The organism is Variovorax sp. SPNA7 (assembly GCF_033807855.1).
Lineage (GTDB): Bacteria > Pseudomonadota > Gammaproteobacteria > Burkholderiales > Burkholderiaceae_C > Variovorax > Variovorax beijingensis.
On the sequence record NZ_CP138513.1, the window covers coordinates 3,197,487 to 3,210,529 of the forward strand.

General features: G+C 65.9%; 15 protein-coding genes. 9 read left to right on the top strand and 6 right to left on the bottom strand.

Features of this window, described 5'->3' with window-relative positions; translation table 11 throughout:
• Positions 1–28 precede the first annotated feature (28 nt).
• From clpA to icd, 3 genes are all read right to left on the bottom strand, one after another.
• On the bottom strand, positions 29–2,350 hold the full coding sequence (clpA, locus tag RZE77_RS14980) for an ATP-dependent Clp protease ATP-binding subunit ClpA (protein WP_124959522.1): 2,322 nt from the start codon (positions 2,348–2,350) through the stop codon (positions 29–31).
• 67 nt (positions 2,351–2,417) lie between these two features.
• Complete coding sequence (gene clpS, locus RZE77_RS14985) at positions 2,418–2,777, bottom strand: ATP-dependent Clp protease adapter ClpS (protein WP_012747757.1); 360 nt, start codon at positions 2,775–2,777, stop codon at positions 2,418–2,420.
• Between the two features lie 305 nt (positions 2,778–3,082).
• On the bottom strand, positions 3,083–4,342 hold the full coding sequence (gene icd, locus RZE77_RS14990) for an NADP-dependent isocitrate dehydrogenase (RefSeq protein ID WP_018904993.1): 1,260 nt from the start codon (positions 4,340–4,342) through the stop codon (positions 3,083–3,085).
• A gap of 219 nt (positions 4,343–4,561) precedes the next feature.
• Between icd and RZE77_RS14995 the strand changes: the two genes are divergently transcribed.
• The 3 genes from RZE77_RS14995 to RZE77_RS15005 all read left to right on the top strand — a co-directional run bounded on the left by RZE77_RS14995 (position 4,562) and on the right by RZE77_RS15005 (position 5,784).
• On the top strand, positions 4,562–4,885 hold the full coding sequence (locus tag RZE77_RS14995) for a cell envelope biogenesis protein TolA (RefSeq protein ID WP_319438157.1): 324 nt from the start codon (positions 4,562–4,564) through the stop codon (positions 4,883–4,885).
• Positions 4,886–5,038: 153 nt separating this feature from the next.
• Positions 5,039–5,233 (top strand): hypothetical protein, encoded by a 195-nt coding sequence (locus RZE77_RS15000; protein ID WP_319438158.1) that lies wholly within the window; start codon positions 5,039–5,041, stop codon positions 5,231–5,233.
• 92 nt (positions 5,234–5,325) lie between these two features.
• Positions 5,326–5,784: a DUF192 domain-containing protein gene (locus RZE77_RS15005; protein WP_319426200.1), complete on the top strand. Its 459-nt coding sequence runs from the start codon at positions 5,326–5,328 to the stop codon at positions 5,782–5,784.
• A gap of 69 nt (positions 5,785–5,853) precedes the next feature.
• Here RZE77_RS15005 and RZE77_RS15010 read toward each other — a convergent pair whose 3' ends face one another.
• Both RZE77_RS15010 and xseA read right to left on the bottom strand, forming a co-directional pair.
• Positions 5,854–6,435: a superoxide dismutase gene (locus RZE77_RS15010; RefSeq protein WP_319438159.1), complete on the bottom strand. Its 582-nt coding sequence runs from the start codon at positions 6,433–6,435 to the stop codon at positions 5,854–5,856.
• 50 nt (positions 6,436–6,485) lie between these two features.
• Positions 6,486–7,796: an exodeoxyribonuclease VII large subunit gene (xseA, locus tag RZE77_RS15015; protein WP_319438160.1), complete on the bottom strand. Its 1,311-nt coding sequence runs from the start codon at positions 7,794–7,796 to the stop codon at positions 6,486–6,488.
• A gap of 313 nt (positions 7,797–8,109) precedes the next feature.
• Between xseA and RZE77_RS15020 the strand changes: the two genes are divergently transcribed.
• From RZE77_RS15020 to adk, 6 genes are all read left to right on the top strand, one after another.
• Positions 8,110–8,742, top strand: coding sequence for a MotA/TolQ/ExbB proton channel family protein (locus RZE77_RS15020; RefSeq protein ID WP_319438161.1), 633 nt, complete (start codon positions 8,110–8,112; stop codon positions 8,740–8,742).
• A 70-nt stretch (positions 8,743–8,812) separates the two neighbouring features.
• Positions 8,813–9,238, top strand: coding sequence for an ExbD/TolR family protein (locus tag RZE77_RS15025; protein WP_405547614.1), 426 nt, complete (start codon positions 8,813–8,815; stop codon positions 9,236–9,238).
• A complete protein-coding gene (lpxK, locus tag RZE77_RS15030; RefSeq protein ID WP_319438163.1) occupies positions 9,239–10,279 on the top strand; it encodes a tetraacyldisaccharide 4'-kinase in 1,041 nt (346 codons plus the stop codon).
• Entirely contained in the window at positions 10,260–10,442 is a 183-nt protein-coding gene (locus RZE77_RS15035) for a Trm112 family protein (protein WP_007836935.1), read from the top strand. Before lpxK ends, RZE77_RS15035 begins: the two co-directional genes overlap by 20 nt.
• Positions 10,439–11,212: a 3-deoxy-manno-octulosonate cytidylyltransferase gene (kdsB, locus tag RZE77_RS15040; RefSeq protein ID WP_319438164.1), complete on the top strand. Its 774-nt coding sequence runs from the start codon at positions 10,439–10,441 to the stop codon at positions 11,210–11,212. Before RZE77_RS15035 ends, kdsB begins: the two co-directional genes overlap by 4 nt.
• 136 nt (positions 11,213–11,348) lie before the next feature.
• A complete protein-coding gene (gene adk / locus RZE77_RS15045; protein ID WP_012747746.1) occupies positions 11,349–12,005 on the top strand; it encodes an adenylate kinase in 657 nt (218 codons plus the stop codon).
• Positions 12,006–12,032: 27 nt separating this feature from the next.
• Here adk and RZE77_RS15050 read toward each other — a convergent pair whose 3' ends face one another.
• Complete coding sequence (locus RZE77_RS15050; RefSeq protein WP_319438165.1) at positions 12,033–13,022, bottom strand: asparaginase; 990 nt, start codon at positions 13,020–13,022, stop codon at positions 12,033–12,035.
• Positions 13,023–13,043: the final 21 nt, after the last annotated feature.

The window sequence follows — 13,043 nt, forward strand, 5'->3', positions numbered from 1 at the left end:
AGTGCGGAACCGGCTTTGCCGGTCCGCCTTATCCAGCAGCAGCTTCTTCGGCTTCGGGCTTGGACTTGCCTTCCTTCTTCGGCAGCGGCTGGATGTCCAGCTGCACTTCGCCCTTGTCGTCGATGTCGACCGACAGGCGGCCGCCATCGATCAGGCGTCCGAACAGCAGCTCGTCGGCCAGCGCACGGCGGATCGTGTCCTGGATCAGGCGCTGCATCGGGCGGGCGCCCATCAGCGGATCGAAGCCCTTCTTCGCCAGGTGCTTGCGCAGCCCGTCGCTGAACGTGACGTCGACCTTCTTCTCGGCCAGCTGCGTTTCGAGCTGGAGCAGGAACTTGTCGACCACGCGCAGGATGATCTGCTCGTCGAGCGCCTTGAAGCTCACGGTGGCGTCCAGGCGGTTGCGGAACTCCGGCGTGAACAGGCGCTTGATGTCGGCCATCTCGTCGCCCGCCTGGCGCGGGTTGGTGAAGCCGATGGTCGCCTTGTTCATGGTCTCGGCACCCGCGTTGGTGGTCATCACGATGATCACGTTGCGGAAGTCGGCCTTGCGTCCGTTGTTGTCCGTCAGGGTGCCGTGGTCCATGACCTGCAGCAGCACGTTGAAGATGTCCGGGTGCGCCTTCTCGATTTCGTCGAGCAGCAGCACCGCGTGCGGCTTCTTCGTGATGGCTTCGGTCAAGAGGCCGCCCTGGTCGAACCCGACGTAGCCCGGAGGCGCGCCGATCAGGCGGCTCACCGCATGGCGTTCCATGTACTCGGACATGTCGAAGCGGATCAGCTCGATGCCCATGATGTAGGCCAGCTGCTTGGCCGCCTCGGTCTTGCCGACGCCGGTGGGGCCGCTGAACAGGAACGAGCCGATCGGCTTGTCCTCGCGGCCCAGGCCCGAGCGCGCCATCTTGACGGCCGAAGCCAGCACCTCGAGCGCCTTGTCCTGGCCGAACACCACGCTCTTGAGGTCGCGCTCGATCGTCTGCAGCTTGCCGCGGTCGTCGTTGCTGACGTTGGCCGGGGGAATGCGCGCGATCTTCGCGACAATGTCCTCGACCTCGGTCTTGCTGATGGTCTTCTTGCGCTTGCTCGCCGGCAGGATGCGCTGCGCAGCACCGGCCTCGTCGATCACGTCGATGGCCTTGTCGGGCAGGTGGCGGTCGTTGATGTACTTGGCGCTCAGCTCGGCCGCAGCCTGCAGGGCCGCCACCGCGTACTTGACGCCGTGGTGCTCTTCGAAGCGCGACTTCAGGCCCTTCAGGATGTCGACGGTTTCCTGCACCGTCGGCTCGACCACGTCGACCTTCTGGAAACGGCGCGACAGGGCCGCGTCCTTCTCGAAGATGCCGCGGTATTCGCTGAAGGTGGTGGCGCCGATGCACTTGAGCTGGCCGCTCGAGAGCGCCGGCTTCAGCAGGTTCGACGCGTCGAGCGTGCCGCCCGAGGCAGCGCCCGCACCGATCAGGGTGTGGATCTCGTCGATGAACAGGATCGCGTTCGGCTTGTCCTTGAGCGACTTGAGCACGCCCTTCAGGCGCTGCTCGAAATCGCCGCGGTACTTGGTGCCGGCCAGCAGTGCGCCCATGTCGAGCGAGTAGACCTGCGCCTCGGCGAGGATCTCGGGCACGTCGGATTGCGTGATGCGCCAGGCCAGGCCCTCGGCGATGGCGGTCTTGCCCACGCCGGCCTCACCCACCAGCAGCGGGTTGTTCTTGCGCCGGCGGCACAGGATCTGGATCACGCGCTCGACCTCGTATTCGCGGCCGATCAGCGGATCGATCTTGCCGTCCTTGGCGAGCTGGTTGAGGTTCTGCGTGAACTGCTCGAGCGGCGAGGCCTTCTCGTTCTTTTCGGCGCCGCCCTCTTCGCCCTCGCCCGAAGGCGATTCGCTGCTGCCCTTGACAGCCTCGGGCGGATCGCTCTTCTTGATGCCGTGGGCAATGAAGTTCACCACGTCCAGGCGGGTCACGCCCTGCTGGTGGAGGTAGTACACGGCGTGCGAGTCCTTCTCGCCGAAGATCGCGACCAGCACATTGGCGCCGGTGACTTCCTTCTTGCCGTTGCCGGTGGACTGCACATGCATGATGGCGCGCTGGATCACGCGCTGGAAACCCAGCGTCGGCTGGGTGTCTACATCGTCGGTACCCGCCACCTGGGGCGTGTTGTCCTTGATGAAGTTGGTGAGCGACGCCCGCAGGTCGTCGACGTTGGCCGAGCAGGCGCGCAGGACCTCTGCGGCGCTCGGGTTGTCCAGCAAAGCGAGCAACAGATGCTCCACGGTGATGAACTCGTGGCGCTGCTGCCTGGCCTCGACGAAGGCCATGTGCAAGCTGACTTCCAGTTCCTGGGCAATCATGTGATTTCCTTTTGCCTTGCTGTAAATAAATTCTCAGATGGGTTTGAGCGCGTGCAATTCAACTGGTTCACGCAATGGGCTCGCTGACGCACTGCAGCGGATGCCCGGCCTGGTGCGCGGCCTCCATCACCTGATTGACCTTGGTGGCCGCCAGATCGCGGGAATAGACCCCACAAACGCCGCGGCCATCGAGGTGGATCTTGAGCATGATCTGGGTCGCGGTTTCGCGATCCTTGTTGAAATATTCCTGCAGCACGACGATCACGAACTCCATGGGCGTGTAGTCGTCGTTCAGCATGACGACCTGGTACATCTGGGGCGGCGCGGTTTTTTGCGGCCGCCGCTCCAGAACGACCGAATCTCCGTCATCCCCGGCCGGTTTCTGGGCCGGCGGAGTACTGGGAGTCTTGGGAATTCTCGTTGCCATAAAAAAGATTCTATAGAGCGTGCAAGCACCGTGCCGGCGCAAGAAGACTTGGTGGCGCGTATTCGACAAATCAAGGGGCTTGCGTCGTGCACGACACCACAGACGATGCAAAAAAATCTGCCTCTCGCCTGCGCTGCAGCGTAAATATTACGCGGCACCCGCCCGGAAAAAAATGGGTATTTGGAGCAAGGTGTTCCATTTCTCAACCTGACCCGCCTTGCCGTGCCGGATGAAGAAAAGCCCTCGAGACCGGGTGATCTCGAGGGCCTTGGCTGGGCGGCGCCGGAGCGCCGCTGCTCGCGCAATTACATGTGGTCGATCATGACCTGGCCGAAGCCCGAGCAGCTCACTTGCGTGGCGCCGTCCATCAGGCGGGCGAAGTCATAGGTGACCTTCTTGCTGGCAATCGACTTTTCCATCGAGCTGATGATCAGGTCGGCCGCCTCGGTCCAGCCCATGTGGCGCAGCATCATTTCGGCCGAGAGGATTTCGGAACCGGGGTTCACGTAGTCCTTGCCGGCGTACTTGGGCGCCGTGCCGTGGGTGGCTTCGAACATGGCGACGGTGTCGCTCAGGTTCGCGCCCGGGGCAATGCCGATGCCGCCCACCTGGGCCGCCAACGCGTCAGACACGTAGTCGCCGTTCAGGTTGAGCGTGGCAATCACGCTGTACTCGGCGGGGCGCAGGAGGATCTGCTGCAGGAATGCGTCGGCGATGCTGTCCTTGACGGTGATTTCCTTGCCCGTCCTGGGATTCTTGAACTTCATCCACGGACCGCCGTCGATCAGCTCGGCGCCGAATTCCTTGGCGGCCAGGGCGTAGGCCCAGTCACGGAAGCCACCTTCGGTGAACTTCATGATGTTGCCCTTGTGCACGATGGTGACGCTGGGCTTGTCGTTGTCGACCGCGTACTGCAGCGCCTTGCGCACGAGGCGCTCGGTGCCTTCCTTCGACACGGGCTTGACGCCGATGCCCGAAGTGTTGGGGAAGCGGATCTTCTTGACGCCCAGTTCGTCCTGCAGGAACTTGATGAGCTTCTTGGCCTTGTCGCTTTCGGCTTCGAACTCGATGCCGGCGTAGATGTCTTCCGAGTTCTCGCGGAAGATGACCATGTTGGTCTTGTGCGGCTCGCGCACCGGGCTGGGCACGCCTTCGAAGTACTGGATGGGGCGCAGGCAGACGTAGAGGTCGAGTTCCTGGCGCAGCGCAACGTTCAGCGAACGGATGCCGCCGCCGACGGGCGTGGTGAGCGGGCCCTTGATGGACACCACGTAGTCGCGCACGGCGTGCAGCGTTTCCTCGGGCAGCCAGACGTCGGGGCCGTAGACCTTGGTCGACTTTTCGCCGGCATAGACTTCCATCCAGTGGATCTTCTTCTTGCCGCCGTAGGCCTTGGCCACTGCAGCATCCACCACCTTGAGCATCACCGGGGTGATGTCCAGACCCGTGCCGTCGCCTTCGATGAAGGGAATGATCGGCTGATCAGGCACATTGAGCGAGTTGTCGGCGTTGACCGTGATCTTCTGGCCTTCGGCCGGGACTTTGATGTGCTGGTAGCTGGACATGAGGGGGAATGACTCCGGGAGTGACGTAATTCGGACGACTGTCTGCGAATTCAGACAGCGATGGGGAATCGCTGTACAGCCCGCGAACAAATCGCTGTACATTTTAGACGCAACCCATCAGCTGGCGTTTGTCAACCTAAGAGACAATGGTCTCGTTAGTGGCTGACCTTCTGCTCGCCGGGAGGCGTTTCCAACCAATTCTCGATAGAGGAATCATCAATGAGCAAAATTCTCGCAGTCATGATCGCTGGCCTGTTCGCCGCTGGCGCCTACGCCCAGAACCCCACCGGCACCACGCCCGAGCAAGGGAACGCCACCAGCAGCAAGCCGCAAGCCCGCGCCGAAGCCAAGAAGGAAGCCAAGCCCGCAGGCCAAGTGGCCGCTCCCGCTGGCGACATCGCCAAGACGCCCGAGGGCGGCACGTTCGGCGCCGACAAGGCTGGCGTTGCCGGCGAAAAGCGCGCCAAGACCCGCGACGACCGCCGCCGCAACAAGGACGGCAGCGTGAAGCGCAAGTCGACCCAGGGCGGCACGCCCGAGTAAGTCGGCCCAGGCCGTACAAGAAGCGCTCTCCGGAGCGCTTTTTTTTCGCCTGCAGCAACGAGACTGCTGTCAACCGGGGCGAACGGCTGCCGCGTTGAAGCTTGACCTTCCGATGGAAGGTGATCCATATCAACGAATTTCAAAGGATGTCTCATGAACAAGCTGCTCGCAGCCCTCGTCGCCGGTCTCTTCGCAGCCGGCGCATTCGCGCAAACCCCGCCCGCACCAGCGCCGGCTGCACCTGCCGCCGTTCACAAGGCGAAGCAACCCGTGAAGCACTCCGTCAAGAAGCACAAGGCTCGCCATCACCTGGCCAAGGCGCACACGGCTGCAGCCAAGAAGGTGTAAGCTTCCAAGCTCCCGGCAATGCCCGCATCAGCGGGCATTTTTATTGGCCCGGCGTCCTCGAATCCTTGGGCCCCGTCCTGAAAGAAGCCCCGATGTTCCAGCGTTTTGCCGCCCTGCTCCTGCTCGCCGCCGCCCTGGCGGGCCCCGCGCAGGCACAGCAGCAACCCCAGACCGACCTGCAACGCACCAAGCTGTCCGTCGGCCTGTATACGATCGATGCGCAAGTCGCGCAGACACCCCGGCAGCGGGAGATCGGCCTGATGTTCCGCAAGGAGATGCCGCAGGCCGAAGGCATGATCTTCGTTTTCGACCAGCCGGCCACCCAGTGCTTCTGGATGCGCAACACGCTGCTGCCGCTGACGGCCGCCTTCGTGGCGGATGACGGCCGCATCGTCAACCTGGTCGACATGCAGCCCATGACCGAGAACTCCCACTGCTCCGAGGAGCCCGTGCGCTTCGTGCTCGAGATGAACCAGGGCTGGTTCGCCAAGAAGAACATCAAGAAGGGCGCCAAGCTCGGCGGCGAACTGTTCGCCGCTTCGAAGCGCTGAGCGCCCGCCTTTCACCAGCCCACGAAAAAGCCGACCCGAGGGTCGGCTTTTTCATTGGGAGAACCCGGCTCAGCCGAAGTTCTTGGCCGCGAAGTCCCAGTTCACCAGCTTGGCCAAGAAGGTCTCGACGAACTTCGGGCGCAGGTTGCGGTAGTCGATGTAGTAGGCGTGCTCCCAGACGTCCACCGTCAGCACCGGCGTGTCGCCGGTGGTCAGCGGCGTGCCCGCGGCACCCATGTTCACGATGTCCAGCGAGCCGTCGGCCTTCTTCACCAGCCAGGTCCAGCCCGAGCCGAAGTTGCCCACGGCCGACTTCACGAACGCTTCCTTGAAGGCGTCGTAGCTGCCCCACTTGGCATCGATGGCCTTGGCCAGCGCGCCGCCCGGAGCGCCGCCGCCCTGGGGCTTCATGCAGCTCCAGAAGAAGGTGTGATTCCAGATCTGGGCGGCGTTGTTGTAGATGCCGCCGCTGGACTTCTTGACGATGTCCTCCAGGGGCATCGATTCGAACTCGGTACCCTTTTGCAGGTTGTTGAGGTTCACCACGTAGGCGTTGTGGTGCTTGCCGTAGTGGTACTCGAGCGTTTCCTTCGAGTACTCGGGTGCCAGCGCGTCGAGGGCGTATGGCAGGGGTGGGAGCACATGTTCCATGGTTTTTTCTCGTGGGTTGGTTGTGGGGAATAAAGGATTCTAGAAAGGAATTACGCACCGGGCGTCGGACGCGTTCCCGTTTTGCCGGGCGTCACGGCCAGGTCGACCGAACCGTCGGCGAGCCGTGCGACCACGGCGTCGCCCGGGCTCAGCTTCTTCGCGCTGACGATCGCGCGGCCGTCGGGATCGGTGAGCCAGGCATAGCCGCGCTGCAGCACCAGCGCGGGATCGAGCAGCCGCAGGCGCAGGGCGACGCGTTCCAGCCGCTCGCGCCGCTGCGCCATCGCGCGCTCGAGCTTGAGCGGGAAATCGGCGGAGATCGCGCGCGGCACCTGGGCAAGGCGCTCGGCCCTGGACAGCAGCGCATAGCGCAGCCGCTGCGAATGGTGAGCGAGCCGCAGCTGCTGGCGCGCCACCAGTCCGGAGGGCCGGCCCAGGCGCGCTGCGGCCTGGTCGAGGCGCTGTCCCAGAGCGTCGAGGCGCGCACCCAGCGCACTGTCGAGCCGGTCATTCAACAGATCGATCGCACCGAGCCACATCGCCTGGGGCGCGCTGACGAGTTCCGCCGCGGCCGTGGGCGTGGGCGCGCGCAGGTCGGCGCAGAAGTCGGCGATGGTGAAGTCGGTTTCGTGGCCGACGCCGCAAATCAGCGGAACCGGGCTTTGGACGATGGTGCGCGCCAGGGCTTCATCATTGAACGCCCAGAGATCCTCGATGGAGCCGCCCCCGCGCACCAGCAGGATCACGTCGACGGCCGGCTCCAGCGCGTACAGCGATTGCAGCGCGCGCACGAGTTCCGCCGGTGCATTGGCGCCCTGCACCGCCGCCGGTGCCAGGACCACGGGAATGTGCGGCACCCGGCGCCGCAGCGCCGTGACCACGTCGTGCAGCGCCGCGGCGCCGAGCGAGGTGACGAGGCCGACCGCGCGCGGCATCACGGGCAGCGCCCGCTTGCGTTCCGGATCGAACAGTCCTTCGGCTTCTAGCCGCGCCTTGCGCTGCAGGAATTGCTCGAACAACGCGCCCTGGCCGGCGCGCTGCAGGCTTTCGACCACCAGTTGCAGGTCGCCGCGCGGTTCATACACCGCCAACCGGCCGCGCACCTCGACCTGGTCGCCGTCGCGCGGCGAAAAATCGAGCAGGCCCGCCGCGCGCCGGAACATCGCGCAGCGCAATTGGCCGGACGAATCCTTGAGCGCGAAGTAACAATGTCCGCTCGAAGCACGCGAGAAGCCGGAAATCTCGCCGCGCACCGCGACCGGATTGAAGCGCGCATCGAGCGCATCGGCCACCGCCCGGCACAGCGCGCCCACAGCCCAGATCCGCGGGCCCGGCGTTGGATTCGCGTCACGCAGGTTCACAGGACGCCCGCGCGGCCGGCGCCCACTCTTCCACAGTGGGTTGCCTGGCCTCGATGCCGCGGCCTCGATACGGAACAGGTGCACGGTTTGTCGTGCAAGCTGTTGATTTCATTGGAAAAAGAACTGCTCAAAATTCAATCGATCTAGCGGGAGGCCCGTCCCATGCGGGTCCGGACAAGTTGCGCAGCGGGTTAATCACAAAGTTATCCACAGAATCTGTGCGTCTTCGCTGACATGCAAACAAGCCGCGTGGCGATGGTGGCCTCGGTGGATAATCGCCGCGCATTTGCAGTCTACGGGGCCGGAGGATTCCTTGTTTTCCATCATAGTTGCCGCGGGCTGGCCGATCTGGCCATTGCTCGCCTGTTCGATCGTCGCGCTCGCCTTGGTTATCGAACGTTTCACAAGCCTCAAGACCGTGAAGGTCCTGCCGCCCAAGCTGCTCGACGAAGCCATTACCGTGTCGCATGGCGCCGTGCCGGGGCCCGACGTGGTGACCAAGCTCGAGCGCAATTCGATGCTCGGACAGGTGCTGGCCGCCGGCCTGCGGGCGCTCAATGCCAATCCGCGCTGCACCGAGGACGACCTGCGCGCCGCCATGGAGGCCTCGGGCCGCACCGTGGCGCACAAGCTGGAGCGCTACCTGCCGGCGCTGGCCACCATTGCATCGGCGGCGCCCCTGCTCGGCCTGCTGGGCACGGTCATCGGCATGATCGAGATCTTCGGCTCGCAGTCGCCCGGCAGCGGCGCGGTGGGCTCCGGGAACCCCGCGCAGCTGGCGCACGGCATCTCGATCGCGCTCTACAACACGGCCTTCGGCCTGATCGTGGCCATTCCGACCCTGATCTTCTGGCGCTATTTCCGCAGCCGGGTCGACGAATACCTGCTCAACCTCGAACTGTCGGGCGAGCGCTTTGCCCGCCACCTGAACGCGTTGCGCAAATGATGGGTTTTGCGTCGTTTGCCACTGCGTGTGCCGCGCTGGCCCGCGGAGGCTTGCCATGAGCCGCGGCCGCATGCAGTTTCGCCACGGCGCGCGCGACGAGCCGGAGATCAACCTGATCCCGTTCATCGACGTGCTGCTGGTCATCCTGATCTTCCTGATGCTGTCGACCACCTACAGCAAGTTCACCGAGATGCAGCTTCGGCTGCCGACGGCGGACGTCGATTCGCAGCGCGACTATCCCAAGGAAGTGATCGTGGCGGTCTCCGCCGACGGCCGCTACTCGATCAACAAGAAACCCGTGGCCGACCGCAACGTGGACACCGTGGCCGCTGCACTGGGTGCGGCCGCAATCGGCGGCAAGGACAGCGTGGTCATCATCAGCGCCGACGCCAGCAGCCCGCACCAGGCCGTGATCACGGTGATGGAAGCCGCGCGCCGCGTGGGTCTGGTGCAGATCACTTTCGCAGCCCAGTCGACGGCGCAAGCAGGGCACTGAGTGCCGTCGCAGGGCCGCAGCACCACCGGCACCACCGGCCCGATCGCTGTGCCGGCCTCGCGGCTGCAGCGTGCCTGGCTGCATCGCGGCGTGCTGGCCTGCCTGCTGTGGCCCCTGTCGCTGCTCTACGCGGTGCTTTTCGGGCTGCGGCGCTGGCTCTACCGGATGGGATGGCGCACGACCGAACGCGTCCAGGTGCCGGTGATCGTGGTCGGCAACGTGATTGCCGGCGGCGCGGGCAAGACTCCGGTCGTGATGGCAGTCGTGCGGCACCTGCAGGCTCGCGGGCTTCAGGTTGGCGTGGTGTCGCGCGGCCATGGCCGCCGCACCGGCGACTGCCGCGAAGTACTCGCCGAGAGCAACGCCCACGATGTCGGCGATGAACCGCTGCTGATCCGCCGTGCCACCGGCGCGCCGGTGTTCGTGGCACGGCGCCGCATCGAGGCCGCGCGCGCCCTGCTCGCCCGGCACCCGGCCACGCAGGTCATCGTGAGCGACGACGGGCTGCAGCACCTGGCGCTGGCGCGCGACATCGAGATCTGCGTGTTCGACGACCGCGGCGTGGGCAACGGCTGGCGGCTGCCCGCGGGGCCGCTGCGCGAACGCTGGCCGCGCCCGTGCGACCTGGTGCTCCACAGCGGAGAACATCCCGCGTTCGAGGGCGGCTACACCGCCACCCGTGCGCTCGCGCATGACGCCGTGGCAAGCGACGGCAAACGCACGCCGCTCGAGGCACTCGCCGGCGAACCGCTGATCGCGCTGGCGGCCATTGCGCGGCCCGAAGCGTTCTTCGGCATGCTGCGGGCGCGCGGGCTGACGCTTGCCGAGACGATCGCCCTGCCGGACCACTACGATTTCGAAGGCTGGCAGCGTCCTGCCGGCACCGGGCAGCGCCTCGTCTGCACCGAAAAAGATGCCGTCAAGCTGTGGCCCAGGGCGCCCGATGCGCTTGCGGTGCCGCTGGACTTCGCACCCTCGCCAGAATTCTTCGCCGCGCTCGACGCAAAGCTATCATCGCTCGATGGATACCAAGCTGCTTGAACTGCTCGTCTGCCCCGTCACCAAGGGCCCGTTGACCTGGAACCCCGAGAAGCAGGAGCTCTGCTCGCGCAGCGCACGCCTGGCCTACCCGGTGCGCGACGGCATTCCCGTTCTGCTCGAGAACGAAGCCCGCACGTTGTCCGACGAAGAGCTGGGGCTGTGAGCTTCACCGTCCTGGTGCCGGCCCGGCTGGCTTCGACGCGGCTGCCCAACAAGCCGCTGGCCGACATTGCCGGCCTGCCCATGGTGGTGCGCGTGGCCCGGCGTGCCAGCCAATCCGCAGCCGCGCGCGTGGTGGTGGCCGGCGACGATGCATCCATCGTCGCGGCATGCAGGACGCATGGCGTGGAAGCCATCCTGACCCGCCAGGACCACCCGAGCGGCTCCGACCGCCTGGCCGAAGCCTGCGAGCAACTGGGTCTGGACGGCAATGACATCGTCGTCAACGTCCAGGGCGACGAGCCGCTGATCGATCCCGCGCTCATCGACGCCGTGGCATCCGCGCTGGCCACGCATCCGGAAGCCGCCATGAGCACGGCGGCCCACGAGATCGACTCGCTCGACGACTTCCTGAATCCAAACGTGGTGAAGGCGGTGCTCGATGCACAGGGCAACGCGCTGTATTTCAGCCGCGCGCCCATTCCGTGGTGGCGCGACGGTTCCGCCAACGGTGCGCCGCCTTCCGTGCTGCCCGCACCGGCGCCGCTGCGGCACATTGGCATCTACGGCTACCGCGCCGGCTTCGTGCGCAGCTTTCCTTCGCTGGCACCCGCACCCGTCGAGGCCACCGAAGCGCTCGAACAGCTGCGCGCGCTGTGGCACGGGCATCGCATCGCGGTGCACGTCAGCCATGTCGCACCTGGGCCCGGCGTCGATACCCCTGCGGACCTCGAGCGCGTGCGCGCGGTCTTCGCCGCCGATCCGGCGCGCTGAAAAAGTGCGCTGCTGCGAGGGCGGCAGCGGAAAATCATCACGCTGTCGCATGCTATCCTCGACGCAACTCCGCCTTGCCCCGCTCCCGGGCTGACGCTTGGCGCGACACAAGATCGAAGAACCCTCCGAGGACACCATGAGACTAATTTTGCTGGGCGCGCCCGGGGCGGGCAAAGGCACGCAAGCGGCCTTCATCTGCCAGAAATACGGCATTCCTCAAATTTCGACCGGTGACATGCTGCGCGCTGCCGTCAAGGCGGGCACCCCGCTCGGGCAGCAGGCCAAGGCCGTCATGGAGTCGGGCGGCCTCGTGAGCGACGACCTGATCATCAACCTCGTGAAGGAACGCATCGCGCAACCCGATTGCGCCGGCGGCTTCCTGTTCGACGGCTTCCCGCGCACCATTCCGCAGGCCGACGCCATGAAGGCGGCCGGCGTCAAGCTCGACTACGTGCTCGAGATCGACGTGCCGTTCAGCGACATCATCGAACGCATGAGCGGCCGCCGCTCGCATCCTGCGTCGGGCCGCACCTACCACGTCAAGTTCAATCCGCCCAAGGTCGAAGGCAAGGACGACATCACGGGCGAAGACCTGATCCAGCGCAAGGACGACGAGGAAGAAACCGTGCGCAAGCGGCTCGAGGTCTACAGCCAGCAGACGCGCCCGCTGGTCGACTACTACTCGGCCTGGGCCAAGGCCGATCCGGCCTCGGCGCCGAAGTACCGCGCCATCCAGGGCGTCGGCAGCGTCGAAGAGATCAAGCAGCGCGCACTCGCGGCCCTCAGCAGCTGAATCTCGTCGGCTGCCCGCGGCCGCCGCTCAGGCGGCCGCCGTTTCCATCAGTTCCAGCATCAGTGCGATGCGCGCCTTGACGGGCGTCAGCGCACCGGCGTCCCGCAGCAGATCGCCGGGCTTCGGCAGGATGCGTCCATTCGCGCAGCGGGTGGCACGCAGCACCGCCACGCCGGCATCCTGAGCCCGCAGTGCCGCTGCCTCGAGCGCATGGTGCACCGTGCCATTGCCGGTCGCGGCCACGACCAGCCCGCGAACCGGTTCGGCAACGCCCGATGCGCGCTCCTGCAGCAGCAGATCGACGAGCGCGCCGCTTGCGCCTGCATGGCTGGTGACGATCTCCACGCGCGGCCAGCGCACCGCCGCCCCTGCCTTCGCTTCAGGAATCTTCGAGGCCCCGCCCACCGCCTGCGGCCAGTCGCGCAGGCGCCGCACCGCGCCCTCTTCCACGTAGCCGACCGGCCCTGCATCGCCCGATGAAAACGCGTCGGGGCGATAGGTGTGCACCTTCTGCACATCCAGCGCGCCGTGGATGGCACCCGCGCAGACCACCGTCACGCCATGCGCCGCCGGCGTGGCCGCGACGGCGATCGCATCGCGCAGGTTCTGCGGACCATCGGGCGAGAGCGAACTGGCCGGGCGCATGGCGCAGGTCAGCACCACGGGCTTGCCGGGCGCAAGCACCGCCTGGAGGAAGAACGCCGTTTCCTCGATGGTGTCGGTGCCGTGCGTGATCACCACGCCCGCCACGTCGGCCTCGGCCAGCCAGGAGGCGCAGCGCCCGGCGAGCTGCAGCCAGACGTCGAAAGCCATGTCCTTGCTGTCGAGCTGCGCCACCTGCTCCGCGACAAGCGCCACGCCTGCGGGCGCGTCGATGCCGCCGAGCAGGTCCGCCACACCCACCTCTCCAGCGGTGTAGCCGATGTTGTCGGCGCCGCTCGCGGCCCGGCCTGCGATGGTGCCGCCAGTGCCCAGGACCACGACGCGCCGCAGGCTGGGCGAAAGGGAATTAACCATGGGTTGCCAACTTTTAAAAAC